The organism is Micromonospora sp. MA102 (assembly GCF_025460765.1).
In the GTDB taxonomy this organism is placed as follows: Bacteria; Actinomycetota; Actinomycetes; order Mycobacteriales; family Micromonosporaceae; genus Micromonospora; species Micromonospora halotolerans.
Genome location: NZ_JAMWEG010000033.1, coordinates 1 through 25,456, shown reverse-complemented (window position 1 = coordinate 25,456; position 25,456 = coordinate 1). Strand labels below are relative to the sequence as shown.

The 25,456-nt window shown below is 68.2% G+C and carries 29 protein-coding genes and 3 pseudogenes; 22 read left to right on the top strand and 10 right to left on the bottom strand.

Features of this window, described 5'->3' with window-relative positions:
- The first annotated feature begins 53 nt into the window (after window positions 1-53).
- From NFX44_RS32915 to NFX44_RS32855, 13 genes are all read left to right on the top strand, one after another.
- Window positions 54-344 (top strand): hypothetical protein, encoded by a 291-nt coding sequence (locus NFX44_RS32915; protein WP_262287504.1) that lies wholly within the window; start codon window positions 54-56, stop codon window positions 342-344.
- A gap of 137 nt (window positions 345-481) precedes the next feature.
- Window positions 482-1,441, top strand: coding sequence for a DUF2637 domain-containing protein (locus NFX44_RS32910; RefSeq protein ID WP_262287503.1), 960 nt, complete (start codon window positions 482-484; stop codon window positions 1,439-1,441).
- 14 nt (window positions 1,442-1,455) lie between these two features.
- A complete protein-coding gene (locus NFX44_RS32905) occupies window positions 1,456-1,863 on the top strand; it encodes a hypothetical protein (protein WP_262287502.1) in 408 nt (135 codons plus the stop codon).
- A 336-nt stretch (window positions 1,864-2,199) separates the two neighbouring features.
- Window positions 2,200-3,165 (top strand): recombinase family protein, encoded by a 966-nt coding sequence (locus NFX44_RS32900; RefSeq protein ID WP_315974660.1) that lies wholly within the window; start codon window positions 2,200-2,202, stop codon window positions 3,163-3,165.
- Between the two features lie 227 nt (window positions 3,166-3,392).
- On the top strand, window positions 3,393-3,653 hold the full coding sequence (locus NFX44_RS32895) for a hypothetical protein (protein WP_262287501.1): 261 nt from the start codon (window positions 3,393-3,395) through the stop codon (window positions 3,651-3,653).
- 101 nt (window positions 3,654-3,754) lie between these two features.
- On the top strand, window positions 3,755-4,861 hold the full coding sequence (locus NFX44_RS32890) for a ParB/RepB/Spo0J family partition protein (RefSeq protein WP_262287500.1): 1,107 nt from the start codon (window positions 3,755-3,757) through the stop codon (window positions 4,859-4,861).
- A gap of 126 nt (window positions 4,862-4,987) precedes the next feature.
- Window positions 4,988-5,209 carry a hypothetical protein gene (locus NFX44_RS32885; RefSeq protein ID WP_262287499.1) on the top strand — a complete coding sequence of 74 codons (222 nt, stop codon included), beginning with the start codon at window positions 4,988-4,990 and terminating at the stop codon, window positions 5,207-5,209.
- A gap of 376 nt (window positions 5,210-5,585) precedes the next feature.
- Entirely contained in the window at window positions 5,586-6,068 is a 483-nt protein-coding gene (locus NFX44_RS32880) for a hypothetical protein (protein WP_262287498.1), read from the top strand.
- On the top strand, window positions 6,068-6,337 hold the full coding sequence (locus tag NFX44_RS32875) for a hypothetical protein (RefSeq protein WP_262287497.1): 270 nt from the start codon (window positions 6,068-6,070) through the stop codon (window positions 6,335-6,337). Before NFX44_RS32880 ends, NFX44_RS32875 begins: the two co-directional genes overlap by 1 nt.
- 3 nt (window positions 6,338-6,340) lie before the next feature.
- A complete protein-coding gene (locus tag NFX44_RS32870; protein ID WP_230650381.1) occupies window positions 6,341-6,484 on the top strand; it encodes a DUF6011 domain-containing protein in 144 nt (47 codons plus the stop codon).
- Complete coding sequence (locus NFX44_RS32865; protein WP_262287496.1) at window positions 6,481-6,747, top strand: hypothetical protein; 267 nt, start codon at window positions 6,481-6,483, stop codon at window positions 6,745-6,747. Before NFX44_RS32870 ends, NFX44_RS32865 begins: the two co-directional genes overlap by 4 nt.
- On the top strand, window positions 6,737-7,159 hold the full coding sequence (locus tag NFX44_RS32860; RefSeq protein ID WP_262287495.1) for a hypothetical protein: 423 nt from the start codon (window positions 6,737-6,739) through the stop codon (window positions 7,157-7,159). The genes NFX44_RS32865 and NFX44_RS32860 overlap by 11 nt, the downstream gene beginning before the upstream one ends.
- A gap of 16 nt (window positions 7,160-7,175) precedes the next feature.
- On the top strand, window positions 7,176-7,673 hold the full coding sequence (locus NFX44_RS32855; RefSeq protein WP_262287494.1) for a hypothetical protein: 498 nt from the start codon (window positions 7,176-7,178) through the stop codon (window positions 7,671-7,673).
- A gap of 182 nt (window positions 7,674-7,855) precedes the next feature.
- Here NFX44_RS32855 and NFX44_RS32850 read toward each other — a convergent pair whose 3' ends face one another.
- The gene (locus NFX44_RS32850; protein WP_262287493.1) at window positions 7,856-9,538 is read right to left on the bottom strand and encodes a recombinase family protein; all 1,683 of its coding nucleotides are present in this window, start codon (window positions 9,536-9,538) and stop codon (window positions 7,856-7,858) included.
- A 13-nt stretch (window positions 9,539-9,551) separates the two neighbouring features.
- On the bottom strand, window positions 9,552-9,806 hold the full coding sequence (locus NFX44_RS32845; protein WP_262287492.1) for a hypothetical protein: 255 nt from the start codon (window positions 9,804-9,806) through the stop codon (window positions 9,552-9,554).
- 647 nt (window positions 9,807-10,453) lie between these two features.
- Between NFX44_RS32845 and NFX44_RS32840 the strand changes: the two genes are divergently transcribed.
- Window positions 10,454-11,497: an IS110 family transposase gene (locus NFX44_RS32840; protein ID WP_262287491.1), complete on the top strand. Its 1,044-nt coding sequence runs from the start codon at window positions 10,454-10,456 to the stop codon at window positions 11,495-11,497.
- Between the two features lie 285 nt (window positions 11,498-11,782).
- On the opposite strand, the gene NFX44_RS32835 is transcribed toward NFX44_RS32840, so the two are convergent.
- The gene (locus NFX44_RS32835; protein ID WP_262287490.1) at window positions 11,783-12,052 is read right to left on the bottom strand and encodes a hypothetical protein; all 270 of its coding nucleotides are present in this window, start codon (window positions 12,050-12,052) and stop codon (window positions 11,783-11,785) included.
- The gene (locus NFX44_RS32830; RefSeq protein ID WP_262287489.1) at window positions 12,030-12,317 is read right to left on the bottom strand and encodes a hypothetical protein; all 288 of its coding nucleotides are present in this window, start codon (window positions 12,315-12,317) and stop codon (window positions 12,030-12,032) included. The genes NFX44_RS32835 and NFX44_RS32830 overlap by 23 nt, the downstream gene beginning before the upstream one ends.
- 1,002 nt (window positions 12,318-13,319) lie before the next feature.
- On the opposite strand from NFX44_RS32830, the pseudogene NFX44_RS32825 reads away from it, so the two are divergent.
- The 3 genes and pseudogenes from NFX44_RS32825 (at window position 13,320) to NFX44_RS32815 (ending at window position 15,400) form a co-directional block, all read left to right on the top strand.
- Window positions 13,320-14,113, top strand: a pseudogene (locus tag NFX44_RS32825) (IS5 family transposase).
- A gap of 299 nt (window positions 14,114-14,412) precedes the next feature.
- Window positions 14,413-14,643, top strand: a complete 231-nt coding sequence (locus NFX44_RS32820; RefSeq protein ID WP_262287507.1) for a hypothetical protein — start codon at window positions 14,413-14,415, stop codon at window positions 14,641-14,643.
- Window positions 14,592-15,400, top strand: a protein-coding gene (locus NFX44_RS32815; protein ID WP_262287505.1) for an IS5 family transposase whose coding sequence is annotated in 2 segments (ribosomal slippage) — window positions 14,592-14,927 and window positions 14,930-15,400 — 807 coding nt in all. Because the reading frame shifts where the segments join, the coding sequence is not laid out codon by codon here. The genes NFX44_RS32820 and NFX44_RS32815 overlap by 52 nt, the downstream gene beginning before the upstream one ends.
- A gap of 85 nt (window positions 15,401-15,485) precedes the next feature.
- Here the strand turns inward: NFX44_RS32815 and NFX44_RS32810 are convergent.
- The 4 genes from NFX44_RS32810 to NFX44_RS32795 form a co-directional block, all read right to left on the bottom strand.
- Window positions 15,486-16,499, bottom strand: coding sequence for an ImmA/IrrE family metallo-endopeptidase (locus NFX44_RS32810; RefSeq protein WP_262287488.1), 1,014 nt, complete (start codon window positions 16,497-16,499; stop codon window positions 15,486-15,488).
- A gap of 16 nt (window positions 16,500-16,515) precedes the next feature.
- A complete protein-coding gene (locus NFX44_RS32805) occupies window positions 16,516-17,478 on the bottom strand; it encodes a hypothetical protein (protein ID WP_262287487.1) in 963 nt (320 codons plus the stop codon).
- Between the two features lie 109 nt (window positions 17,479-17,587).
- On the bottom strand, window positions 17,588-18,454 hold the full coding sequence (locus NFX44_RS32800; RefSeq protein WP_262287486.1) for a hypothetical protein: 867 nt from the start codon (window positions 18,452-18,454) through the stop codon (window positions 17,588-17,590).
- A 185-nt stretch (window positions 18,455-18,639) separates the two neighbouring features.
- Window positions 18,640-19,266, bottom strand: a complete 627-nt coding sequence (locus NFX44_RS32795) for a hypothetical protein (RefSeq protein WP_262287485.1) — start codon at window positions 19,264-19,266, stop codon at window positions 18,640-18,642.
- A gap of 65 nt (window positions 19,267-19,331) precedes the next feature.
- On the opposite strand from NFX44_RS32795, the gene NFX44_RS32790 reads away from it, so the two are divergent.
- The 4 genes and pseudogenes from NFX44_RS32790 to NFX44_RS32775 form a co-directional block, all read left to right on the top strand.
- Window positions 19,332-20,300 carry a PIN domain-containing protein gene (locus NFX44_RS32790; RefSeq protein WP_262287484.1) on the top strand — a complete coding sequence of 323 codons (969 nt, stop codon included), beginning with the start codon at window positions 19,332-19,334 and terminating at the stop codon, window positions 20,298-20,300.
- Between the two features lie 244 nt (window positions 20,301-20,544).
- Entirely contained in the window at window positions 20,545-21,951 is a 1,407-nt protein-coding gene (locus NFX44_RS32785) for a hypothetical protein (protein WP_262287483.1), read from the top strand.
- Window positions 21,952-22,010: 59 nt separating this feature from the next.
- Window positions 22,011-22,113 (top strand): annotated as a pseudogene (locus NFX44_RS32780) (ATP-binding protein); the annotation flags it as partial.
- A gap of 582 nt (window positions 22,114-22,695) precedes the next feature.
- A pseudogene (locus NFX44_RS32775) lies at window positions 22,696-22,907 on the top strand (hypothetical protein); the annotation flags it as partial.
- A gap of 59 nt (window positions 22,908-22,966) precedes the next feature.
- Here the strand turns inward: NFX44_RS32775 and NFX44_RS32770 are convergent.
- Together NFX44_RS32770 and NFX44_RS32765 are read right to left on the bottom strand one after the other, a co-directional pair.
- Window positions 22,967-23,218, bottom strand: a complete 252-nt coding sequence (locus NFX44_RS32770) for a DUF2188 domain-containing protein (RefSeq protein WP_262287482.1) — start codon at window positions 23,216-23,218, stop codon at window positions 22,967-22,969.
- Window positions 23,219-23,342: 124 nt separating this feature from the next.
- The gene (locus tag NFX44_RS32765; RefSeq protein WP_262287481.1) at window positions 23,343-24,563 is read right to left on the bottom strand and encodes an IS256 family transposase; all 1,221 of its coding nucleotides are present in this window, start codon (window positions 24,561-24,563) and stop codon (window positions 23,343-23,345) included.
- Window positions 24,564-24,914: 351 nt separating this feature from the next.
- Between NFX44_RS32765 and NFX44_RS32760 the strand changes: the two genes are divergently transcribed.
- On the top strand, window positions 24,915-25,349 hold the full coding sequence (locus tag NFX44_RS32760; RefSeq protein WP_262287480.1) for a hypothetical protein: 435 nt from the start codon (window positions 24,915-24,917) through the stop codon (window positions 25,347-25,349).
- The last annotated feature ends 107 nt before the right edge of the window (window positions 25,350-25,456 follow it).

The following is a 25,456-nucleotide window of genomic DNA, read 5'->3' as shown; positions in this document are numbered from 1 at the left end:
CGCCCCCCCCCGCTTCCATATCCCGACCTGCCCTGACCTGAGGAGCGAGAGAGATGACCGAGCTGACCTGCACCGAGCGAGTGACCGTCCCGACCTTCAACGCCGAGTTCGTGCCCGAGGAGGACGGCGGCCCGTGCGCGGGCGTCGCGGTCGCCCGCGTGGTAATCGAGCACGACGGCGAGAAGTGCGGGGACGGCGGGCTGTGCCTGTTCGACCCGGAGGAGGGCCTGGAGCTGGACCCGTGGACGCAGGAGCGCCTGCTGTGCGCCGACCACCTGCACGAGCACGAGGCGGCGGTGGCCGAGCGCGGCGAGCTGGTGGGGGAGACGCTGGCCCGCCTGTGACGACCGAGGAGAGCCGCCCGGGACCCCCGGGCGGCCTCGACCTATTGGGGGGGAAACCGATGGAGAGCAAGACGGTGCCGGACGTGCCGGCACTGCCGACCGGCGGCCGTGCCGCCGAGGCCGCCGGGTAGGCCGGCGTGGTTCACGTGGAGAAGGTCGACGTGCCGGAGCGGCCGAGCCGGGGCGCGTGGGTGTCCGTGTGGTTCGCGTTCGGTGCCGGCATCGCGGCATCGCTGGCGGCGAACATCGCGCACGCCGGATCGGGTGCCGTCGCCCGTGCCGTCGCCGGGTGGGCGCCGCTGGCGCTGCTGCTGTGCTCGGAGGTGATGACGAAGGTGCCGGCACCGCGGCGCAAGTGGCTGCGGCGGGTGCAGGTCGTCGCCACGGTGATCGTCGCCGGGGTCGCGGCACTGGCCAGCTACCGGCACATGAAGGGCCTGGCCCTGGAGTACGGCGAGGACAGCCTGACGGCGAGCACCCTGCCGCTGTCCGTCGACGGCCTGGTGGTCGTGGCGTCGATCGGGCTGGTGGTGCTGTCCCAGCAGCGGCGCGAGGCGGACGCCGCCGCGCGTGCCGCCGCCCTGGCGCGTGCCGCCGAGCGGGAGGCGTTCCTGGCTGCCGTCGCCGCGGGCCCGGTGCCGCCGCCCCCGGTGCCGGTGCCGGTGCCGCAGCCGGAGCCCGTGCCGGAGCCGCGTGCCGCCGAGCCAGAGGCCGTGCCGGTGCCGGACCCGGAGCCGGAGCCGGTGCCGCAGTCGGCGCGGGTGCCGCTGCCGTCGCTGGACGTGGTGGTGCCGCCGGAGCCGTGGCCGGTCCGACAGCCGGTGCCGCCGCCGGACCCGGAGCCGGAGCCGGTGCCGCCGGACGGTGCCGACGAGAACGCGGCGGCGCGGAAGGTGTGGCGGGACTCGCTGGCGGCCGGCGAGCCGCTGACGGGCAAGGCGCTCGGCGACCGCTTCAAGCGGAGCGAGCGGTGGGGCCGGAACCGGATCAAGGAGGCCCGGAGCGAGCTCCAGGCCGAGGAGGAGGCCGGCGGCGACGTCGCCGGCGAAACCGACCAGCAGGACGCCCGGGTGCCAGTCGGCGCCGGGGTCGAGTAGAGGAGGAGAGACAGATGGTTGTGTCGATGGCGATGATCCAGGCCGCGCGGGCGGCCGAGTTCCCGGCGAGCCCGTACGTCTGGGTGATTACCCGGGACCGGGACCACGAGCTGCACGGCACGTCGGAGTCGGAGGTGGGGACGGCCGGTCCCCGGCAGGCCGACGAGCAGATGGTCGAGCGGGCCCGGAAGGAGGGCCGCCGGTTCCGGCTGCTCGACGAGGGCGACATCGACGAGGGCGCGATCGCGGACGGTAAGGACGTCGACGAGGCCGAGCGCGGCGTGGTGTACGAGGGGCTGATCTGGACGCAGGACGAGCCGGGCTGCGACGCGGACTTCGGGCCGCTGTACGACTTCGGCACGCCGAACTACGGCTGCGTCGAGATCCAGTACCGCGACGGCGACCGGTGGGCTTCTCTGTAGTGGCGGGCTATCCGGTCGCAGTGGTTGAATGTGACCGGCCCCATCCCAGGGAGTCGTTCGGTACGCGGGCCCGGTCAGGTGAGCAGTCGGGGGACAGCGAGGCCTGACCGGGGCCGTACCGGTGAAGAGGCGAAAAGAGCCCGGTACCCATGCTCAATGGGTGCCGGGCTCTTCGCGTGGGCTCGCATGAATGTCGGGGTGGGGGGGTACGGTGTCCGGAACGCGACAGTCACGCGATGGTAACTCCTACGTACCTGTACGTAGCACGGTGCGATGCTGCACTGCTAGCTTATAGGCCGGTCGAGTTCAGGCCGGCGGTTGTCTGGGGGTCAGACGGTGCGGTGCTACGGGTACGACGAGACAGGCAGACAGATCATCGACGCCGAGGCGACGGTGGTCCGTGACGTCGTGAAGCGTGTCCTCGACGGGGACAGTATGCGATCAGTGGTTGCCGATCTACGGGCACGGGGAGTGATGACGTCCGCCGGCCGGCCGTGGACGCAGCAGTCGCTGTCGCGGCTGCTGCGCAATCCGCGGTTGGCGGGCCTGAGGACGTATCACGGCGAGGTGGTAGGCGAGGCCCCGTGGCCGGCGATCATCGACCGGGCGACGCATGGGCGGCTGCTGGAGCTGCTGGACGCGCCGGAGCGGAAGCAGCCGCACGCGACGAACGTGCGGAAGTACCTGCTGTCCGGCGGGTTCCTGGTGTGCGGGTACCCGCTGCCCGACGAGAGCGGGACCGGCACGCACATCGACGGGAAGCCGCTCTACACGCAGCCGAGCAACAGCGGCAAGCGCGGGTACGTGTGCCGGGCCGGCAGCCCCAGCTACGGGTGCGGGCGCATCCGGATCGCGGCGGAGAGCCTGGAGGAGGAGGTCGCCGCCCGGGCCCTGGCGCGGCTGGCGTCGCCGAAGGTGCGGGCGCGGCTGGAGCGCGCGATCGGCTCGGCGAAGGACGGCGGGGCGACGATGGAGCGGGTGCTCCAGGCGATCGAGGACCGGCTGGCCGAGGCGGGGCAGGCGTACGCGCGGCGGGAGATCAGTCTGGTGACGCTGACGGCGATCGAGGCCGAGGCGAAGCGCGAGCAGAAGCAGGTGCGCGAGCGCCTGGCCCAGGCGGCGCGGTTGCAGGCGCTGCCGGCGACGACGCCGGAGGGCCTGGCCGAGTGGTGGGTCGACGCGCCGCTGGAGCGGCGCCGCGAGCTGCTGGCTCTCGTCCTGGACCGGATCATCGTGAAGCCGGCGACCCGGGCCGGCCTGGTGCAGCTCGACGTCGACCGGCTGGAGTTCGTGTGGAAGTAGGGGAGAAAGACCCCTCCACAGTGGTCCATCGGCGCTAGTTACCACCGCGTAACGTCTTTCGGTCGAAAGATTTCTCACGGTCGACAGTTGATCTGTTGCCGAGCGTGCCGCCGTGCTTATGATCCACGGCATTGGGCCGTTCCTCAGGCGCGGGTCGGGCGCTCTGCGGTGTGGGGTCGCAGTGGGATGGCTGGCGCATCGAGACGGATTGCGGGGAGCTGATCGGTTTGCATAGGAAGCGCGCGATCGAGGTCCAGAAGCTGGCGGGGCGGATCGAGGCCGAGCTGGCCTCGGGGCGGGTGGACGACGCGGACCTGAGCGACGAGCAGGCGGAGAAGGTCGTGGAGGTGCTGCGGCCGGAGCCGGCGGTCGAGCTGGCGACGATGGCCCGCCTGGCGGTGCGCAGCGTGCGCCGCACCGCGGTCTACGTGGCGGCGGGCCCCCTGGTCCCGGCGCTGTTCGGCTCGATCGCGTGCGGGGCAGCGTGACGCGCTCCACGGCCGAGCGTACATAGATTATTGACGGCAAGATCGACTTTCGACTACAATGAATGTGTACGTTTTGGTACCCGTTTACTGTGGAGGAAGCGATGACTGCGACTGCGACCGCGAAGCGCACCGCGAAGGGCAAGCAGCCGGTGCTGCGGAGCATCCCGGTAGCCAAGATCGAGGCGGACCCGGACCAGCCGCGCAAGCAGTTCACCGAGGAGGAGCTGGCCGAGCTGGCGGCGTCGATGCAGAAGCTCGGCCAGCTCCAGCCGGTCGCCGTGCGCAAGCTGGCGAAGGCGGGCACCTACCGCCTGGTCGTCGGCGAGCGGCGCTGGCGGGCCGCCCAGCAGGGCGGCATCGAGGAGCTGCACGCGATGGTGTGGGAGATGGACGACGAGACGGCGTTCATCGCGCAGGTGGCGGAGAACGTCAACCGCCAGGACATGACGCCGATGGAGGAGGCCGCCGCCTACCAGCGCCTCGCGCAGGCCGGCTGGGAGACGGAGGCGATCGCCGAGCTGTTCGGCAAGAGCCAGCCGTACATCGGGTGGCGGATCGACCTGCTCGGGCTGATCGACGACGCGAAGCAGCTGGTTGCCAAGGGGCAGCTGCAGGTGGGCGTCGCCTGGTACGTGTGCCGGCTGTCGGCCGACCAGCAGCGGCGGTTCCTGGTGAAGTGGGCGCGGGGAGAGTTCAGGTCGGCGCGGGACGCCGAGGAGTTCGCGAAGGCGTGCAAGTTGGCTGAGGAGCAGGCCGGGTTCTTCCAGATCGACGAGGAAGAGCACAGCGAGGAGAAGCAGGCGGAGGTCGTCGCCAAGCGGAAGAAGGTCACGAGCAAGATCGACCGCCTGGCGGCGGCCGGCGAGATCCTGGCCGAGCTGGCGGCGATGGACGCGGAGGACCTGGCGAAGGTCCTCGCCGGCGCCGACGGCGGCGTGGCGGCGTACCGGCAGCGGGTCGACCACCTGCGGACGGCGGCGGGGAAGGTGTCGGCGAAGCTGCGCAAGGCGCAGGCCCTGGCGGCGTCGGTGACGGTGGAGCTGGACCCGGAGGTCGTGGTGGAGGTGCCGGCCGAGGCGGTCGACGTGGCGCCGGTGCCGGCGGTGCCGGTCAACGACGGGTCGATCAAGGTGGACCCGAACTGCGACTGGCCGGGCCACGCCGACGCGGTGGAGGAGTACGGCTTCTGCTCGGTGTGCCAGCACTGAGGACGGTGACTGTGGACGCCCCGCGGGTTGACCCGCGGGGCGTTCGCCGTGCCGGCGTTACCTGCGGCGGGGTGCCGGGTGTGCGTATGCTCCGGGCGTGGACGGGTGTTCGCGTGGAGCGCCCTGATGCCGGTCATCGGGCCGATCGACCTGACGCCCTGCTGGATCTGCCGGCGGGGCCGGGTGCGGGTGCGCCGGGGCGACAAGGACCCGGTGGTGGTGTGCCTGGCCTGCGACGGCGGGCCGCTCGTCGAGAAGGCCCGTCGGGTGCTCTCGGACGACCAGCGGCGGGCCCTGAACCTGAGAGGCGGCGTCGCCGTGCCCGCCGGCTGTACGGTCGCAGTTTGACTGTGCGCAGTCTGTCCTATACAATGTTTATGTACAACCCCCGGCTGTTGGAGGCGATCGGTGCGAGGCAAGTGGTCACGGTCCTGTGGGCGTGGCCGCTGCCGTCCGGGCCGGCCCGCCTCCGGCTGTCGATGCGACGGGCGCAGGCCGAGCTGTACCGGCAGGCGCGGATGCTGAACGCGGTCCCGCTCGGACCGGCGACCTTCCGGGTCGCCCGACGCGCGGTGTTCGACACCCACGCCGGTCCGGCGCTCGTCGCGGAAGTCAGGGCAGCGAAGCTGCCAGAGCAACCGAACGGAGAGGGGACACGTGTGTCCGCAAGGTGTACGGCCGCAGTGGTTGACTGCGGCCTCCGATGCGTGAGGGGTGAGGCGCGGTGAGCCTCACGGCGCAGCAGGCGGCGCAGGCCGCGCAGGTGAAGGCGGCCCTGCCGGGCTACCTGGCGGTGCGGGAGACGGCGGCCGCCGTGCTGCTCGCGGCCGGGAAGGACATTGGGCTGCGGCTCGACGAGCGCGACGCCCGGGACCTGGCCGAGGCCGTGGTCGACGCGATCCACAAGGGCGCGGAGGTGCGCGGGATCTCGTTCGCCTGCGACGTCGCCGACATGGAGCTGGCCGCCCACGAGCGGTACCTCCTGCCGCCCTCGCGGGCGAAGGCGGCGGCCGGTGACCCGCTGGCCCGCGCGGTGCTGCACGACCTGGAGAAGTACGTCGAGGGCGCGAAGAAGCTGCGCGACGAGCTGGTGGAGCGGCTGGCGCGGGTCGGCGGGCAGTGGCTCGCCGAGCGGCAGAAGGTCGTCGCGGTGGTGCCGATGCCGGCGCCGCCGCAGGGCCAGCACCGGGCCAAGGCGGCGGCGTAGTGGCCGACGGGCCGCAGACGGCGCGGGACCGGGCCCTGGCCCGGGCCCGCGCCACCCTGCGTGAGACGGGGGCCGAGCCGCCGCCGCGCCGGGGCCGGCCGATGGTGACCCGGCCGCCGGCGGACGCCCCGCCGGTCGACGACCGGGTGGCGACCCTGGCCACGAGGTACCTCGTCGACGGCTACAGCGCCGACGAGGTGGCCGAACGGCTCGGGGTCGACCGCGGATGGTGCCGGGGGATCGCCGCCCGGCTGCGAGGGAGGAGGTAGCCGATGCCTGACCAGGTGGCGGCCGCCGAGGAGATCGTGGAGTGCGAGGACTGCGGACGTCCGCTGAGGACGCCGCGGGCCCGCGCCGAACGGCTCGGACCGAAGTGCCGCCGCAAGCGGCTACTAGCGATGGGAGCAGCAGCGTGACTGCGATCGTGCGGATCGGGGAGGGCGTGTACACGCCGATGGTGGAGGCGAAGGCGGTCCTGCCGCTGCCGCCGCTGCCGGACGCCCAGCCCGCCGACGTCGCCCACGGCGACGGGATCCAGGAGCTGGAGCTGCTGACCGTGCGGGGTCCGGCCTCGGTCGTCGCGTCCGCCGTGGACGCGCTGGGCGCCTACCTGGACGAGCTGATCCCGGTGATCGGGAAGCTCTACGACGACCACGAAGGGCCTCAACATGGAGGATGAGTTGAAGCTGTTCACGAACCGCTACCAGCGGTTCAGGCCCGACCAGGGCGCGCCGGTCCGGACGACGGTCGGCAGCCCTCGGTTCCCGTTGCCGTACGACGTGGCCGGGTTCGCCCGGCTCCTCGCGCCGACGTACGGGATGTTGAAGATGCAGCAGGGGCCGTACCGGCACATCTACCTGGAGCGGCTGGAGGCCGCCGGGGTGGATCTGATCTCCGAGCAGCTGGCCGAGATCGCGGACGCGGCCGGCAGTGACCGCCTGGTCCTGCTCTGCTTCTGCGACCTGAACGTGCCGCCGCCGGACAACTGGTGCCACCGGCGCATGTTCGCCGCGTGGTGGGAAGACCAGACCGGACACGAAGTGCGAGAGCTGGACCGGCGGCGCGAAACGCCGGCAGCGACCCTGTTCTGACGACGAAGGAGTTCACGTGGAACTGACTCTTGACCGACCTCGACCGGAGGCGGGCGTGCCGCTCGACCTCGACCCGCACCTCCAGCCCGGCGAGCCCGGGTACTTCTCGGGGGAGTGGCTGGAGTACCCGTACGACGGCGGCCGCCGGTTCGAGTCGGCGTACGCCGGCACGCTGGTCCGCCGGTGGAACGGCTGGGCGGTGTGGTCCTGCACCCGCGACGTCGCCGCCGCGGTGGTGACCGACCAGGAGATGTCCCGGCGGCACAACCGGGTGCTGCTGGAGCACTCGGGGCTGGCCGGCGACAAGCTGGAGCGGTACCTGGACCAGGACGTGCCGCCGATGCGCTGGGAAGGCGACGTGATCGTGGTCGACCGGAAGGCCCTCGACGAGGAGGACCTGCGCATCGAGCCGGACGAGCACGGCCGGTACGTTGTGATGGGCGGCAACTGGACGTGGGAAGAGGCGCCGGTCGACGCGGCCGACACGGTGCACGGGGTTGCTGAGCGACCGTAGCCGTACAGCTGGGGGCCGGTCCGCTGGGCCGGCCCCCTTCGCTTGGGCAAGATCAACGGTGTTCCCGGCGGGCACACGGCGGGGAACAGAGGGCTACAAGCGGCCACAACGGGGCACGAGTAGACACAAGCTGAGCAGGGCGGATACGATCTCCGCAGGTCAGAGACTCGGAGCTGCGGGGTTCAAGTCCCCCCTCGGACACAAACCATTACCCCACGGTGCGCGCTTAGATCCACTGAAGCGCGCACCGTTTGCGTTTCCGGCTGGTAGGTGAGCCGAAGGCCGAGTTGGCGGTAGACCTCGGCCTTGTCCGCGGGGTCGGCGTCGCGAAGGGCCGCGGCGATATCGCCGAGGGCCGTCACCAGGCCCGTGATTTCCGCTCGGCTCATCCGGCGTGGGCTGTTGCCCGCGTTCGCGTCAAGCTCTGCTTCGGCGCGGGCGCGTTCGGTCTGGGTTTGAGCGATCCACCCGGTGACTACTGCCGGGTCGGCGCCGGCGTCGAGGGCGGCACGATAGCGTTCCAGCTTCGCGTCGCATTCGTTGATGATCGTCTGGGCTGCCGTGGCCGGAGCGGGCGAAAGATTCAGGGGTTGGGCGTCGGCGAGCGCGGTGAGTGTCTGTTCGATGCGGTGGGGTGTGAAGGCAGAGGCCAGCCAGGTGTCGAGGGGGTCGGTGAGGGCGTCCTCGCGTAGGTACACGTTGCGGGGATGTGGGACCTGGTTGGCTAGGGCGTATTCCTGGGGGAAGCGGCAGCGGTAGTAGGCGTCCCCGTGGTTGTACTGGCCCTGCATGCGTCGATCGCAGGCGGCGCAGTAGATCATCCCGCGGAAGACGTACGGGTTGCGGGTGCGGTGCCTTACGTGCTGACCGCCGGTTCCCCGTCCGCGCCGTTGCAGGATTGCTTGGGCTTGCTCGAACGTCGCATCGTCGATGAGCGGCTCGTGGGTGATCTCCTTTGAGACCACCCACTTGTCTCGGGTGTTCCAGCGCATGACGCCGGTGTGGCCCATTGCCACGTCGTCGACGTCGAGCAGCACCTCGTCGGTGCGTTGCTTGTTCCACACCTGCCGCCCTGTGTAGCGGGGGTTGGTGAGGATGACCCGAACGGCGCTCTTGGACCAGGCGATTCCGCTGCGGTGCGGGTTGCGGGCGCGGTCATGCGCCGACGGGCAGGGTACGTGGTTGGCGGTGAGCCCTTCGGCGATGGCGAAGAGTCCGATTCCGGTGAGGAACTCGGCGAAGATCCGCCGGACGATCGGCGCGGTCTCCTGATCGGGAGTTAAGCCCTTGAGGCGTTTGCCGTCGGCGGCCTTGGCGGGGTTGGGGTGGGGTCCGAGGTCGCGGAGCGTGTAGCCGTAGGGCGGGCGTCCGCCTAGGTAGCGGCCCTCGAGGAGGGTCTGCGCGGCCATGGCGGTGCGGACGCGGAGCTTGATCCGGTTGCGTTCGCCTTTGCTCATGCCGCCGAAGACGGACATGACGAGTTCGTGTGCCTCGTTGTCGGGGTCGATCGGGCCGCCGATCTCGGGCACCCAAAGTTCGACGCCGTAGTGGGCGAATAGAGGCACCGTCAGGCCGAACTGGTTGCCGTAGAAGGCCCGGTGGGGTTCGCCAACGACGACGGCCGAGAACCCGCGCCGTGGGTTGCGCAGCGCGGCGAGGAGTTGGTTGGCCTGGGTTCGGCGTTGCCACGGCAGGGAGCGGCTCTGGCCGACGTCGAAGTATTCGGTGACGATGCGGCCGCCGTGGGGCTGGATCAGAGTCGTCGCCCGGGTGAGTTGCCAGCTCCGGGACGATTCGGGGTCCTGGTTGTCCTCGGTCGACACGCGGCCGTAGAAGGCGAAGAGTTTCGGTTGAGGGGTGGTCATCGGTTCTCCTCGTTCAGTTGTCCATGCGGCGGTCGTTGACGCGTCTGAGCAGCTTCAGCAGGGCGGCAGCTGCCCCGGGGTGCAGATCGGGTGGCTGGCCGGGAGCCACCACCTTGGTGAACCCGTTCGTTGCGCGGCCATCGGCGTTGTCGACCGTCCATGAACCGTCGTCTTCGCTGGCCTGGTCAAGTCGCTTGCCCGGTGCCGCGGCCGTTGCCGGATCGGGCTCCTTGCGTTGCTGATGTTGGTCATCGGGCGGCAGCGTCATGCGCCTCCGTCCGGCGGTTGGCCCGGCCGAGACACGCGTCGGTGAGCGTGCATCGTTCGCTCCTTGGCCTCCGCGCCCCCGATGCGAAAGAGGGCGGATTGGAGGGCGATGCCAGCAGCGGCTTTGTGAGCGGGCGGGGTGGTGGCGCTGTAGCTCGATGCGTCGGCGACTCGCGCCGTGGCGGATGGGTGGGTTGTCATGGAGCGGTCCTCCGAGAGTTGGTCGTGTGCCGGTTGGTCGGCGGGCACGAAGAAGCGGCCGGTGCCGTCGGGCACCGGCCGCTGGTTGAGCAGGGCGGGCGTTACATCTCTGCGGTTGTCATGTCCCTTGGCAGCCTCGACATGGGCGAGCGCTGCTTGATGGCGGGGCTTGCTGCTGCGCGCCTGGGTTAACTAGCAATGCTGTGGAGAGCACTTTCTTCACACCGACTTGTTTCATGGTGGCCGGAGATCACGGTCTGCAGCCAGGATCTTCGAGGCGGTGGTCGGGGTCGCTCGCTTCACACCTGCCGCCTGCGGGCTGGCTTTTCTTCGGCCTGCGTCCCGGCCATCGCCGCTGGCGGGGAGTGGCTTGAGAGAGGCCTGTGCTGCTGAAAGTCGGTGTGCCCTCCTCGCTCGTCACAGGTTCTGGACGAGGAGAGGATACGGATGGCTGGCAAGGTCGTCATCGGCGTCGATCCGCACAAGGCGAGCTGGACCGCGGCGGCGGTCGACAGCTCGCAGCGGGTGCTGGCTGTGGTGCGTGTAGAGGTTAATCGCGACGGCTACCGGCAACTGCGCCGCTTCGCCCGCCGATTCCCTCGTGCGGTGTGGGCGATTGAGGGCGCTGGTGGACTGGGCGCGCCGCTGGTGACGCGGCTGGCAGCCGATGACGTCCGGGCGGTCGACGTGCCAGCCAAACTCGCCGCCCGGGTGCGCCTGTTGTCCACCGGCCACAACCGGAAGAACGACCAGGCGGATGCCGTCTCCGTCGCGGTCGCCGCGCTGACCGCGCAAGGCCTGCACAGCGTTGAGACAGACCAGACCACAGCGGCGCTGCGGGCGTTGACCGAGCATCGTGAGGATCTGGTGCGTACCCGCACCCAGACCGTTAACCGGCTGCACGTCCTGCTCGCTCAGCTGCTACCCGCCGGCGCCGCAGCTAACCTCACGGCCGACGGCGCGGCGGCGCTGCTGCGGACCGTGCGTCCCCGCGAGCTGCTGGCCCGCACGCAGCGCCAGATCGCGGTCGACCTCGTCGACGAGGTCCGGCGCCTGGACCGGCGCATCAGCGCGGCCGGTGACGCCATCACCGCTGCCGTCGCCGCGTCCGGCAGCACTCTGACCCGCCTTTACGGCGTCGGCGACATCGTCGCCGCCATCGTCCTCGCCCGCGCCGGCTCGGTCAGCCGGTTCGCCTCCTCGGCGCACTTCGCGTCCTTCGCCGGCGTCGCCCCGATCGAAGTCTCCTCCGGCGACGTCGTTCGCCACCGACTCTCCCGGGCAGGGGACCGCCAACTCAACCGCGCCCTGCACGTCATCGCCATCACCCAAATCCGCGGCGACACCGCAGGCAGGGCCTACTACCAGCGCAAACGACAAGCCGGGAAGAGTCACCGAGAAGCACTACGCTGCTTGAAGCGCCGCCTCGCCGACGTGGTCTATCGAACCCTGCTCCACGACGCCAACACCTCGTTCGGAACTTTCTCTTGACACAGAGAGGCGCCGAAGAGGTCACTGGTTCGATCCCAGTATCGCCCACCATAGATACATGCAGGTAGGAAGCCCGTCGCCGGTTCAGCCGGTAACGGGCTTGCGCCCTGTTGCCCTTAAATTGGGAGCAGATTGGGAGCAGGGCGTTCGGCTCTGGTGTCCGATCGCCGTGGGTCGCCCGGCGGCGGTATCGGGTTTCCGGTCCCGACCGGGCTGGCCGGCTAACGCAGGACTTGGAGCTACCGGTACCTGGCCCCACGGACGAAAGGGTAGCCCCGCTATCGCTCACGTGCCTGACTGATGGCCGCCGGTCCGGTGTGCCGACCACTCACCGGTCCACGTCGCCAGGTCGTGTACCCAGCTCTCGGTGCTCTGCCGGGACTTGGTCGACCACTTCGATGCGTTCTCTGACGCGAAGTCGTCCAACACCGTGCGGTCGGTCGCGGTCCATGCGGGAATCTGCGCCAGCCACTCTTCTGCCTGCTCGGCGCTGTGGCCGCTGCCGATCAGCCACTGGACGAGCAACGCGAGTTCAACCGCCGGGTGCGCTGTCATCCAGGCCCCTGGACGCGTACGTCTGGTAGGCATCGGGCGAACCGGTCAGGACGATGACTGTGCAATTCGGCTGGTACGCGACAAGAACATCGACGTTGGTGGACAGGTCGATGGTTGGGGTGGTGGTGATGAGCCGGCCGCCGGCTGGTGGGACGACACGCAGCGGCATCGGTTCGGTCGGCCAGACGGTCATCCGCGCGACGCCTTTGGTGTCGGTGTTCGCGCTCTGGCCGTCGACGTAGCCGCTACTGATGGGGATGGACAACCACGTGTTGGACAGGAGACGTTCCCACCGGGAGGCACGATCTTGGTCGCCCCAGCCACCATCTACTTGAATGCAGCACCGATGAAGACGGCGGCGACCGTCGCTACACCACCCGAAGCCGTCGCAAGGAGCATTAACCGCTGATATCTGGTCAGCCGCTCCTGCTCATCTCCCCTCGGAGCGGTCTGACTGGGAGCTGGCGGCGACGTCTTAGCGACCTGGCTGGCAAGGCGAACGACGAGCACGGATCCAATCACGGCCCAGAGCAGGCCGAACGCCTGGAGGCTGGAAAGCAGTACATCTAGTGCCTCATGGTTGCCAATGTCGAGTCTCCCATTCGCCACCAGGCTGATCCACCAGAGTAAGAAACCCGGAAGGGCGTTAGCTAGGTACAGGACGGCCGGTCGACGTCGTTCACTCCACAACAGGACCATTAGGCCAGTAGCCCCCGCTGTTGCACCGAGGATCTCTAGCACGCCCACCATGCGGAAATTGGGGTACGCTGCCGGTGCGCCGATTAGTACGGCAAGACCGATGAGCGCTAGCACACCGCCGGCGAACCAGCGACGTGGCGAGCCCGCCGACCGCTGGACCTTGGCCTCTCGGTCCTGTTGGACAGCCTTGGGCGTGCCATCTGTAGGCACAGATATATGCATGTCTCAGATTGTCGCAGAGCAGGCGCCAACCTTCGCCCCCTGCCGCCGCGCGAGCTCGTTGACCCGATCGTCCAGGAGGCGGCCGCTTGGCCTGACATCTACGGTCACCCTCGGCGACGAGGGCTTCGTGGCAGATCAACACGACCGTGCGCCTCGCGGCGGACGAGTGCGCTTCGACGGCCGCCAGCTGTAGAAGTTCTCGAGGTTGATGGCCTTGCGAGCACTGCCTGTACCGCCTGGGATCGGCGCTGCGGTGTCCGCCGTGTCCGGCAGTGACTCCGAAAGTCGATGGCCATGTCGACTTAGTCGGTGCGATGACCGACATCTGGGTCGCTAGCTCAACTGGATAGAGCAGCCGCCGTGGATCGTCTCGGACGACCTGTGGGCCGAGATCGCGCCGCTGCTGCCGCTGCGGCCTGCACGACCGCTGGGTGACCGCAAGGTGTTGTGCGGGATCCTGTTCGTGCTCTACACCGCGATCCCGTGGGAGCACCTGTCGCAGGAATTGGGCTTCGGGTCGGGAATGACCTGCTGGCGCCGGCTGCGGGACTGGAACGACGCTGGCGTGTGGCAGCGGCTGCACGAGGTGCTGCTCGGCGGGCTGCGGACGGCCGGGCAGTTGGGCATGTTCCGGGCGGTGATCGACGGGTCCTACGTCCGAGCGCTCAAGGGCGGCCCAAAACCTGTCCGAGCCCGGTCGACCGCCGCGAGCCAGGCTCGAAACACCACGTCATCACCGACGCGGGCGGCATCCCCCTCGCCACGGCGCTGCCCGGCGGCAACCGCCACGACGTCACCCAGCTCATGGCCCTGGTCGACAAGGTCCCCCGGATCAAGGGCATCCGAGGCAGACCCCGGCAGCGACCGCAGCGGATCTACGCCGACCGGGGCTACGACTACGATTGCTACCGCCGTCAGCTACGTGCCAAGGGCCTCACCCCGGTCATCGCCCGACGCGGCACCGACCACGGTTCCGGACTCGGCACCCGACAGTGGGTCGTCGAGCAGACCATCGCCCTACTGCATTAGTTCCACCGCCTACGCATTCGCTGGGAGATTTGCGACGACATCCACAAAGCCTTCCTCACCCTCGCCTGCGCCATCATCTGCTGGCGCCGACTCCAACGGTCAAAGAGTTAGGAGCTCGTACTCGTCGAGACCGTCGCGCCGCTCATCAGCCCATACAGCCTGGTCGCACGACGACCCGCAGCGCTTTTCCAACCAGAAGGCATCGCCTGGCCGCAGGCCCAGCGACGCCTGATAACGGCTACACAACCAGCCACCGTTCGGCCCGCACCTCGGCGTGTGAACCGACCCGGCCGATCGCGGGGGAACCAGCGCTCCTTCCGGGCGATCCTCAGGCGCCTGGGCCCGAGGCGATGACTTGTCTGGAGTTTGGCGCGGACGGGGGTGACGGCTCGCCGTGCCACCATGTGTGGGTGATCTACGACCCCGACGGCGACCCCGACGCGTTCGACCCCAACGATCTTGATGTGGTGAACGCCTACCTCGACAACCCCACTGTCAAGGCCCTACATGAGGACTTAGGGGGTGTCTCAGTTGGTGAGGTTGTGGCCTCGGGCATGATCTTCTATTTATGGCGGATGTTGTCGGGGACATGGTCCAGACCTGGGCGCCGGAGGACTTGTGGGCGGTTGCGCAGCCGTTGATTCCGGTGGCTGCGAGACGGCCTCAGGGCGGTGGGAGGCGCCGGGCTGATGACCGGGCTGTCCTGGCGGCGATTGCGTACATGGTGCAGGCCGGTTGCTCGTGGCGGAAGCTGCCCGCTGCGTTGTTCGGGGTGTCGCGGCCGACGGTGCACCGCCGGTTCACTGAGTGGACCCGGTACGGATTGTGGGAACAGATCCATCACGAGCTGCTGCACCGGTTGAACGTGGCCGGTGGGATCGACTGGTCCAGAGCGATGATCGACTCGATCAGTGTCCGGGCGCTGAAAAGGGGGATCTGACCGGGCCAAACCCGGTCGACCGCGGCAAACCAGGCTCGAAGATCCATGTCTTGTGCGACCGGCGGGGCGTACCGCTGCAGGTGCTGATCTCAGCCGCGAACACCCCGGACGCGCAGTTGCTGTTCCCGTTGTTGGATGCCTTCACGCCGGTGCGGGGCCGTCGCGGCCGGCCCCGCCGTCGTCCGGGCAAGCTGCACGCGGACAAGGCCTACGACCACAAGGCGATCCGGGCCGAGGTCCGCCGCCGGGGCATCGTCGTGCGAATCGCCCGCAAAGGCGTCGAGTCCTCCCAGCGTCTCGGGCGGCACCGGTGGATCGTCGAGTCGTGCCTGTCCTGGATCACCAACAACCGCCGCCTCGCGCGCCGCTACGAACGCAAAGCCGAACATTTCCAAGCCTTCGCCGACCTCGCCGCCATCCTCATCTGCCACCGCCGACTCGCAAAGATCACCAACTGAGACACCCCCTAAAGGGCCGTCGGTGGCCCTCATCCACCTCTGACGACGCATCTCGGGATCCGTCCAACCTGCGATGAGGCGCAGGTCAGAGGCAGTCCCGGCAAACCGTGCCGCCGGCCGGGAACATGGCCAGCCCGTACGTCAACATGCATTGCTCGCAGCGGCGCTCGCGTTTCAGCGTGCATGTGCAGTGTCCGGAGGGACAGCGGGGCTCGCTGCAGGTGGCGCAAAGGCCGGCTACCTCGAAGAGGTTGCCGCACACCTCGCACTCGGCCTCAGTCGGCTGCCGCTGGGCCGGCACGCCGGTCCGGGGTGGGGAGAACGTCTGCCACGGGGCGTGGTCCGTCACCAGGACGGAGATCAGGTAGCCGTCGCACCACGCGGCCTGCCCGTAGAGCGGGTCGCTGCTGTGTCCGGAGCGGTAGCGGATCGTGGTGCTGTCGGCGGTGAACGCCGCGCCGTCGGCACGCCACGGGTCGCGCAATGCGGCGGCGACCAGCTCTGTCTGGGACTGGTCGCTGCCGCGAGCCGGCGGGTAGATGCCCTTGGCCATGGCGAACGACACGGCGCCGTCTGCGTCGTAGAGCACGACCGCGCCGAAGCTGGCAAGGTGTTCGGCCGCACGGACGACGCAAGCGGCGCGTGACGCGCTGGACTTGCGGTAGAGCGTGACAATGTCGCCGGCCGTGGGCGTTTGGTCGCCGAAGCAGCCGGACACCACCGCGTCGGGCAGCAGCACTCGGGCAGCGAACAGGTCGCAGGCGTCGTCCTCGAAACGGTCGTCGGCGGCCATCAGGATGCTGGTGCCGAGATTTGTGTCGGTGTTCTGAAGATGGTGGCCGAGTTCGTGTAGCGCGGTGAACTGACGACGACCTGGGGAGGCCGACACGGTCACGCAGAGCGTTGGCGGCTGGGCTTCGTCGTTGTAGCTGCCCGCCACCGAGCATTCCCCGGCGGTCGGCGAGATCTCATCGACCAGCCGCACCTGCACGTCCGGCCAGGTCTGCATCTCGGCGAGCGCATCGACGCGCAGCCGGTCAAGTGCGCCGGGCTGGCGCTGTTCCACCAGGTCCAGCATGTCCATGGCCTGCGTCTTCACGGCGGCCGATTTTGTCCTACTCGCCATGCTCGGCTCCGCTTGTCTCGGTTTCGGAGGCTGCGAGCCATTGGCCGATCCGCCTGCGCCAGTCCGGGGCGGCGCCGCCAGTCTGACGAAACGCCATCGCGAACGTTCCAGTCCCGGCTCGAAGCCGTGCGACGTCTTCCGAAACGCCCAAACGGCGGGCGATCGACCGCCATACGGTCCGCCATCGCGGCTGCTCCAATTCCACCGCAAGGTCCGCAGGTAGCCCGCCCGTCGTCGCCATGATTTCGTCGGCGGCGTAGCCAAGCAGTTGAGCCAGGACCTCGGCCTGCTGCCGGGTCACCTGCTGCTTTCCCTGCACAATTTTCATGACGGTGGGCTGTGGGAGCCCGAGAGCGGTGATCACGGCAGGTAGTCCCGCACGGGCGGCAGCCGACTTAAGGTTCACGGCCTGCGCTGTTTGTACCGGGACCAGCGGCGCGGCTCCCAGGACCTCAAGATCGTCCGACAGGCTGGCGCGGACCGCGATACTGCTGTCGGAAGGATCGACAGCTGGCCGTCCTCGACGGGTGCCTGGAGGGGGTGTGCGTATGGTGCCGGCCAAGGTGTCGGCGCACCAAGCGGTGATGTTGGCGGACCAGTTGTCGATAGCGCGGCTAAGCGTCCCGGTCGGGATCGAGGTGGTCAGCCCTGCCCATGCTGTGACCTCAACTGGAAGCGTTGTGCAGTCCGGGCTAACGAGGAGACTTTGCTCGTCTTCCCCGGTCGGCTCGACCGACACCGGCACGACCTGCCAGTGCCGCCCCTCCGCAGAGAGGAGCAGTACCAGCTGCGAGACGTTGTCCCATTCGGCCTGCCACACCTGTCCGGTCGCTGGTTCGACCTGGCAGGGATCGCCGAGCCGGTTACGCACAGCCGCAGTGGTCAGTGTGCGGGGGACCTGTAGCGACTCCGCGAGGCGGCGCAGGCGGTCAGGCAGCTCGGCCGTCACCATGAACCTCCTCTGGCGCTGGGGCACGCTCTACCAGTAACTGACGGCGCACCAGCCAGATTGTCCAACCTGAGCAAGTGGGTGGCGCTGGCGTGCCCCTCTAGGGCACCTATTAGCCGGTACACAGCACCAGTACCTCCCGCCCGATCTGCTCGGGGTCGTCGCAGGCGCCGGTAAGCTCCTGAATCAGGACCTTCAACTTCTTGATCTTGGTGTAGGCGGTGCTGCGTCCACAGCCCAGATGCGCCTGAACGGCCGAAACGTCGACAAGCAGAGGGAGTAGCTGGCGCTCCTGGGACGTGAGCTGGGCGAAGATGCTGGCTGCGAGGTCGATCTGCTCTGACGCCTCCAGCTGAACCTCCCATGCAAGGTCCGGAGACAGCTCGGTGGCCTGGACCGGGTGGCGCTCCTCGTCAATCGCACGGGACTCCGGGTCGAGCGTCGCAGGGAAGCGCTGCACGATCACCACTACGAGCTGATGCAGCTCGACACTCTGACCATCGGCGGCTTCAAGCACCTCCCGCAATATGGCCGTCAAATCAGCAGCGTGGGCGACCGGAGGTCGCCGGGTCGGATCACTCCAGCGAACCGCTCGGGCAGGCACCCGATAGGCAGCGGCAACTAGGTCCTCGATGCGCCCACCCCAGGGCGGCCCGTCGGTGTCTGACAAGCGCCACCGCCCCGCACCCGGCTCGCCTTCGGCAACCATCTCGAACGTCGAGTCCTCGGCCAAGTGCTCTCGGAGTCGGCGCAGCACCGATCCGACGTCGGTCTTGCGGACCTGGTCAACTAGCCAGTTATATACAATTTTGGACAGCAGTGGCTGCATGGACTCGTCGTCGCTTGCCCCTGTAAGGATCGCCGTGACCGTCCGCTCCCAGCGTTGCTCGGCAAAGTCCTGCACAAAGTCAGCCACAAGATCGTCATCCATGCGCCGAGCATTGTGCAGGATCGGAAGACGTTTCAACTGCGTCCGCATGACCTTGATCAGCAGTTCGAGGAAGTCACTGCCGACCTGGCCTTCACGCAGGTTCGCCAGGATGGAAACCCCGATCTCCCCTCAACATAGACGACAAGGTCTTGGCACCACATCCGGCCGAGGTAGGGCAGCAGGACCACCCCCGTGCTGCCTGCTGCCCCTACCTTCCGCGCGAGTCGGAGCCGCTACCTCTTCGCCAGTTCGCGGATCTTCTCCTGCCCCCGCACGGAGACATTCAGCGCGGCGAGCGCGCTTACGATGACATCGACGTCGAGCAGGCCATCGGTGCGGAGGTCGTCCAACACATTGCGGGCGCGATCCTGATCGAACTTCGGGCCGTAGCCGTTGTTGCCGTAGAACTTCAAGCGGTCCAGGTGCTCGCGCAGCCGTTCGTCGAGTACCTCGGTCTCCCCGGTTAGCAAGTTGACGGCACCGGTGACCATCGCCCAGCCGCGCATAGGATTGGAGACGCTCTCCACCACACACAGCGCCGACCCCCGCGCCCTGGCGATCGCCAGGGCGAGCACCTCACTAGTGGGAACGTACGCCAGGACCGGGCCGCGGACGCCGGGCAACGGACTGGACCGCGTGGTCAGGTGGTTGCGGCCGCGGGTGAACCGGCTGAGCACCTGGCTGCCCGCACCGTTGTCGAACGAGTGGGTCACCAGAACGACGGTGCCGCCCGAGTGGGATGCTTCCGCGTCCAGCCACCGCAGGGCCAGCGCTGAGGCGGTGTCCCAATCTCGTTCCGGATCGTCGTCCGGCACCCATGCAGCGCGGTAGGGGATCGACACTCCCGGTTCTGCAGTCATCTGACCATTGTGCTCGCTCCGGCCCATAAGGGCCGGCTTCGCCACGTGCGCTGTCCGGATGTTGAATGCTGTCCGAAAGTCAGCTGCGATTGCCGCCGATCGTCACTGCTGCTGTGTTGGACAGTGCTGGCAAGATCGTCGCCATGCTCGTCACCCTGTCGCCCGGCGCCCAGACATCCCACGTGCTCGACCTGCTGTTCCGGGCCAAGGCCACGATCGGGAATAACCACGGTGACCTGACCAGGTACCTGGACTGGGCGAACGAGAACGCCCGGGTTCTGCGCAACCAGATCCGGCCCACCGACATCGACCGGCTCATCTTCACGCCGCGGTTCTGGCGCCTGGCCGAGATCGGCGACCGCCGTGACCGGTTCACCCAGGACCTGCTCAGCGCCGAGCTCACCGAGCGGGCCGACGTGTGGGAACAGGCATGGTCAGCGCTCAAGGCCGAGATCGACAGGTGGAGCTCCGACGCCTACGTGATAGTGGTGGACACCAGCGTCTTCATCCATCACCCAGACAAGATCCGCGACATCGCGTACGCGGATCTGCTCAACATCGGGTACGAAGAGGTACGCCTCGTGGTGCCCCGGGTGGTGCTCGACGAGTTGGACCGGCTCAAGGAGTCGGGCAACCAGCAGAGCCGATGGCGTGCCGCGCACACCCTAGGCGTTCTGGACGAGCTGCTGGAGCACCCGCGATCGCGCGTTACGATCCGCGAGGCCGACAACCACAAAGAGGTCATCGAGACCGGCGGTGTCCCCCACGACAAGGTCACCATCGAGGTGCTGTTCGACGATGCGTACCACGTTCGGCTGACCGACAACGACGACGAGATTATCGACAGGACACTCGCGCTGCAGCCCTACACCCGAACGCTCCCCGTCCGGCTGCTGACCATGGACACGAGCATGGCCCTGCGCGCCCGGATGCTCGACGTACGAGTCCTCAAGCCAACCAAGGACATCGGCGACGAGCCGGCGAAGCCCGGGCCCAAGCCGACGGTCAAGACCAAAGCCGCGCCAGTCCGGTAGGCGTCGCATGATGTGGCGAGAATTCCCAGCCGGGCCGCCCTGATGCGGGAGCGCGGCTGCCGGTCCGGCCAGGGTACTGCGGCACCAGCCGCACCGTTCCTTGGCGGATGACCACCATTACCTGCGCCTGCCGCGCCGAGGGACGCGACTGCCGCACCAGCCGAAAGGCGAACATGATCCGTGTGATGGCAGCCGTATGGTTCCTACCAAGACGGCGTACCCTCGCGAAGGGCGGTTGACCCCGTTGGCGACCTTGATCCAGCTGACGGCCGAGCAAGTCGAGCTCGTCCGCTACGGTGTACTGTCCGACGCCACCTTCCGGCCGATGCCGATGGCGGCGGTCAGGTCGTTCGAGTCGGCACGAGAAGGCGCACGGCGCGCTCGCCGTGCACCGGTTCGGAGAGCGGCTGAGCCTCGCCGGCGCATCGACTCCCTAGACCGCGAGGTCGCCGCCGAGTACTGGAAGCACCAAACGATCGAGCTGGCACTGCTGATCGGCAACGTCGACCTGCCCGGCTCGCCTGGCGCCGAATGGGCGGTAGTAGCGCTGGCCCGAGCGCACGCACTCGGCAGGCTCGGCAGCGGGACGACCGGCGTACGCAACCTGGAGATCCGGAATTGGACCGTGCTGCCCACACCAATCCCGGTGGACGCCATCATCAGCGGGCTGCCGGTCAACGAAGCCCACTGGTGGCGGCGGAATCTACATGCTTCGGCCAGGCCGATCCCGCCCAGCACCGACGAGGCGACTCTTCGCCAGCTGCGGAAACGGATCGCCGACTTCGACGAGATAGTCCGGTCCGTGCTGCTCCCACCCGTAACGGCCGGTGGCGCCGAGGTCGCAGGGCGGCCTGCCGTGCAGGAAGCCCGGGACGCCAACATGACTGCGGCTCGTCTGTTCTCCCCGGACTGGCGCGACCTCGAGCCGGTCCCGCTATCCGACGAGCCGTCAGCCGAGGTGGCAGCTTTTGTCGCGCAGCTTGGGACGGACGAGAATGACCTGATCCAGGACGACATCATTCCCTTCAAGGGTTGGGAGCAGCATCGGTCGCAGGGCGGCTGGGTGGAGTTTCAGTCCGAGGGGCGCCGGCTGCTGGTCAAGAACATCAACTTCAAGCGGGCTGAGACGCAGACCGGCGCGGACCTGGTCTACTGGCGCAGCGAGCCGGACGCCTTCGTAATCGTGCAGTACAAGGTGCTGGATCGTGACAGCCAAGGACTGATCCACCGGATCAATGGCAACGATCGCCTGCTCGGCCAACTACAGGCGATGCTGGCCTGCACCCGGCCGGACGGCGTCCCGCCCGCGAAAGCCGGTGACTTCCGGCTGGGAGGTACAAGCGCGTTCGTCAAGTTCGCTCATCCGATGACCAAGCCGCATGCCGATCATCAGCTGATCGACGGGCATTATCTTCCCGCAGAGTTGGTCCAGCTGATGTATGCGGAACCGGATCAGGGGCGCGGCGGCGGCAAGATGCTGCGCTTCCCACCGGAGCGCAGCATCGATCCTGAGACGTTCTCCCGGCTGGTCCGCGACTGCTGGATCGGCACCTCGGGCAAGGCTAGCGATGCCCTCCACCGGTTTCTACCGGGTCTGCGAGCAATGCCACCCGCGCACTTGGTCGTCGCCTACGACGAGCGTCGCCGCTGACGATGCAATGCCTCGGGCTCGCCTGTCAGCCAGGACCGCGACCGCCGGAGGCGAGGTCCGGCGACGGCGTGGTCGCCGCAGCCATGATCGACCGCCTCGTCCACCACGCCGAGGTCATCTTGATGAAAGGGCGACAGCTACCGAATCGAGGATCGTGAGCTCAGCCACCAAAACCTGCGACTAAAGATCAACCAAATCGAGGTGGTCCAGTTTCAGCCGGGCCACAGTAGTCACAGGGTGCTCCGCGGGTGCTCCGGCGCGATGGACGGGGCCGGCGCGCGACGGACTTAGCCGGAAGCTATCCCGCTGAGCTAGGGTCTGACCGCGAACAGATGGACTCACGCGCCCCCACTGGACCAGATGACTCGGCCAAGATCATACTCTTAATCCGCGGGTTCGGGGTTCGAGTCCCTGGCGGCGCACCAACGAGCAAGGCCCTGACCTGGTGGTTCACACCGGCTCGGGGCCTTTTCGTGTTTCGCGGGCGTGGTGGGTGGTCGCTCGGTGCTCGGGAGCCGTTGGACCGCGCTGGCGTTGCTGGGACATGTCGTTGTTCCGTGGACGCCTGCGCTTATCGTCATTTCTGAGGTGGCCAGCCTGCATCGGGCCTTCGGGGTCATTGGCGCATCCGCCCGCCGCAGGGGCGACCGGCTTCCTTCGAGCACCCACGCGGAGCCGGTCGTTGGCGATTAGTACTGCAACGGCAGTTTGGATGCCGTGTAGTGCATGATGTCTGCCGTGACGATGGCCGAGGTCGATGCGTGGGCGGCGGAGTTGGATCGGTTGCACGCGCGGATCGGCGGTCGGTTCCGGCGCGCGGAGCCGCGGGCTCGGGTGCGGCTGCCGACCACGACGCCGATCGGAGCCGGGGGTGGCGCCCGGGGTGCGGATGCGGTCGGTGTACGGAGTACCTGTGTGGGCTGGCCGCCGGGTTGCAGCGCAAGAACGGCTGGACCCGCAAAGGCCGGGCTGTCACCATGAGAGTGACAACCCGGCCTTTGTTGATTCCGCTATATCAGCGGCGATCGCGAGGCGGGTTCGGATCGTTGCCCGGGTACACAGTGTCCGAGTCACGGATCCGTCCGTCGCGACCATGGATCACCACCTCACCGCCGCCCGTGTTCCCCACAATCTGGCGGGCACGGTCTGCGGCGTCCGCCTGGGTGCGTTCGTGGCCGCTACGCCGCGCCGCTCCCGGCTTCGTGATGTCCCACCCACCGTCCGGGTTGGGCTGTACATGTCGCTCGTTCCGAGACAAAGCATTCACCTCCTGCCTTGATCTAGACACATCCAGCCCCGGTCACGTCCCGTGGCGTGGTGTAGGTCGCCTGCGTGAGGCTCTGTGCGTTGTTCAGTTTTCCGGTTCTCGGTCGGGCTGGCAACGGGTCTGGTCAGGCAGCGATGAGGTCGCTGGTGGGGGTCTTCGCGGGGGTGCTGATCTGGGCCATGCTGCCTTCGGCGAGGTAGCGGCGGTCGCCGGTTTGCCATTCGTCGTGGGCTTCGACGAGGACGGCGCCGGCGAGGCGGAGCAGGGCTTCGGGGTTGGGGAACACGCCGACGACGTCGGTGCGGCGTTTGATCTCCTTGTTCAGCCGTTCCAACGGGTTGGTCGACCAGATCTTTTTCCAGTGGCTGGGCGGGAATCCGGTGAAGGCGAGCAGGTCATGCGCGGCGTCGCGGAGCATGGTCTCGACCTTGGGTAGTTGCCGGCCGAGCATGCCGGCGATGACGTCGAGCTGTTCACGGACGTGGGCGGCGTCGGGTTGGGCGAAGATGGTGCGGATCGCTGCGGCGACCATCTCGGCGTTGCCTTTCGGGACCTGGGCCAGGACGTTACGCAGGAAATGCACCCGGCAGCGTTGCCAGGCGGCGCCGAGCAGGACCGCGGCGATGGCCTGCTTCAAACCGGTGTGGGCGTCGGAGATGACCAGCTGCACCCCGCCGAGGCCACGCGCTTTGAGTGAGCGCAGGAACGCGGTCCAGAAGGCGCCGTCTTCGCTGTCACCGACGGCGAACCCGAGTACTTCCCGCCAGCCGTCGGCGCGCACGCCGGTGGCGACCACGATCGCCTGGGACACCACCCGCCGGTTGACCCGGGCCTTGCAGTAGGTCGCGTCCAGGAAGACGTAGGGGAACGCTGCCGAGGCGAGGGACCGGTCCCGGAACGCGCCCACTTCCTCGTCCAGGTCGGCGCAGATCCGCGACACCTCCGACTTCGAGATCCCGGAGTCGGCACCCAACGCCTTGACCAGGTCGTCGACCTTGCGCGTGGACACGCCGTGCAGGTAGGCCTCCATCACCACCGCGAACAGCGCCTGATCCACCCGCCGGCGCCGCTCCAACAGGCTCGGGAAGAACGAACCGGTGCGCAGCTTCGGGATCCGCAAGTCCAGATCACCGGCGGTCGTGGTCAGCGTGCGCGGGCGGTAGCCGTTGCGCTGCGCCACCCGGGCTTCGCTGCGCTGATGCGGGGCAGCGCCGATCACCGCGGTCAACTCCGCCTCGATCAACGCCTGATAGATCGTCTCCGCCGCCTGCCGGACACGATCATTCACCTCCGCTGCCTTGAGTGCATCCAGCACCTCCAACAAGGCAGACTGATCCAGGGTCATCGCGTACTCCGTCCTCTGCGTGTTCTTGGTCGTTCACACAGAGACTCACGCGATGACCCACCTCTATCCCGGCGGCACGCCGAAGCAGGTCAGCTTCTACACCACCCGGCGGGACGCAACCTCCAGCCCCAGACAGGGGGCACTCCTCCGGAGGCTTGGGAGAGTGTGAGGTCGCGGTCTTACCTGACGCCTGTTTGCGGCCCCAGGTGGTCCCGATATGGTCCCGTTGATCTTGCTGGCTGACCAACGGACAAGGCCGCGTTTCATTGCCCGTACGCCGGGAACGTGCCTTGTGCCATCTGCGCGCGTCTGCGAATGGGGGAACTCGTGATAGGGCCTGTGCAGCTTTTGATGATCAGTTTCAAGGGTGACCGGATTCCCCCTGAAGTGCGCAAGGAGATGAAAGACCTGCTCGCTGATCATGAACAGGTGCGGGTGCTCGATGTCGCAACGGTCGTAATGCATAGAGATCGCACGATCGAACAGCATCATGACCCGGACTTGCTGGCGGCTAGTCCGAGACACTCCGGCGACCTGGTGGATCGACTGCTGCTTGGGTCTGGAGCGGCGGCGGTGATGGGGGAAAGCACCTCAGGTGGATCGGGTTACCTGTTTAAGGGCGACGAGATCCCGCACTTGAGGCGGTGGATTTCGCCAGGTACCGGCGCTATCGTCCTTCTCCTCGAACACCTGTGGGCCATTCCACTGCGTGACGCTGTCTTGCGTACCGAAGCCTCTCCCGTCACTGACGCGTGGATCGGCCGAAGTGTCAAGCCCCGGGTTTGATGGAGAGTTGGTTAGCTGGTTTTTAGGGGTGCGGTGACCGGGTGGGTCATCGCGTGTAGCGCCTCGTGTTCGGCGGGCGGGATGTGCCCGAGCTCGCCGTGCAAGCG

Bases quoted from the DNA above. Each gene is read 5' to 3' on its own strand.
- NFX44_RS32850 (WP_262287493.1), bottom strand. From the start codon at position 9,538: ATGACCACCCCTCAACCGAAACTCTTCGCCTTCTACGGCCGCGTGTCG.
- NFX44_RS32860 (WP_262287495.1), top strand. From the start codon at position 6,737: ATGGAGGATGAGTTGAAGCTGTTCACGAACCGCTACCAGCGGTTCAGG.
- NFX44_RS32835 (WP_262287490.1), bottom strand. From the start codon at position 12,052: ATGACAGCGCACCCGGCGGTTGAACTCGCGTTGCTCGTCCAGTGGCTG.
- NFX44_RS32800 (WP_262287486.1), bottom strand. From the start codon at position 18,454: ATGCGGACGCAGTTGAAACGTCTTCCGATCCTGCACAATGCTCGGCGC.
- NFX44_RS32795 (WP_262287485.1), bottom strand. From the start codon at position 19,266: ATGACTGCAGAACCGGGAGTGTCGATCCCCTACCGCGCTGCATGGGTG.
- NFX44_RS32840 (WP_262287491.1), top strand. From the start codon at position 10,454: ATGGCTGGCAAGGTCGTCATCGGCGTCGATCCGCACAAGGCGAGCTGG.
- NFX44_RS32915 (WP_262287504.1), top strand. From the start codon at position 54: ATGACCGAGCTGACCTGCACCGAGCGAGTGACCGTCCCGACCTTCAAC.
- NFX44_RS32845 (WP_262287492.1), bottom strand. From the start codon at position 9,806: ATGACGCTGCCGCCCGATGACCAACATCAGCAACGCAAGGAGCCCGAT.
- NFX44_RS32760 (WP_262287480.1), top strand. From the start codon at position 24,915: ATGATCAGTTTCAAGGGTGACCGGATTCCCCCTGAAGTGCGCAAGGAG.
- NFX44_RS32870 (WP_230650381.1), top strand. From the start codon at position 6,341: ATGCCTGACCAGGTGGCGGCCGCCGAGGAGATCGTGGAGTGCGAGGAC.
- NFX44_RS32905 (WP_262287502.1), top strand. From the start codon at position 1,456: ATGGTTGTGTCGATGGCGATGATCCAGGCCGCGCGGGCGGCCGAGTTC.
- NFX44_RS32765 (WP_262287481.1), bottom strand. From the start codon at position 24,563: ATGACCCTGGATCAGTCTGCCTTGTTGGAGGTGCTGGATGCACTCAAG.
- NFX44_RS32805 (WP_262287487.1), bottom strand. From the start codon at position 17,478: ATGGTGACGGCCGAGCTGCCTGACCGCCTGCGCCGCCTCGCGGAGTCG.
- NFX44_RS32890 (WP_262287500.1), top strand. From the start codon at position 3,755: ATGACTGCGACTGCGACCGCGAAGCGCACCGCGAAGGGCAAGCAGCCG.
- NFX44_RS32885 (WP_262287499.1), top strand. From the start codon at position 4,988: ATGCCGGTCATCGGGCCGATCGACCTGACGCCCTGCTGGATCTGCCGG.
- NFX44_RS32790 (WP_262287484.1), top strand. From the start codon at position 19,332: ATGCTGTCCGAAAGTCAGCTGCGATTGCCGCCGATCGTCACTGCTGCT.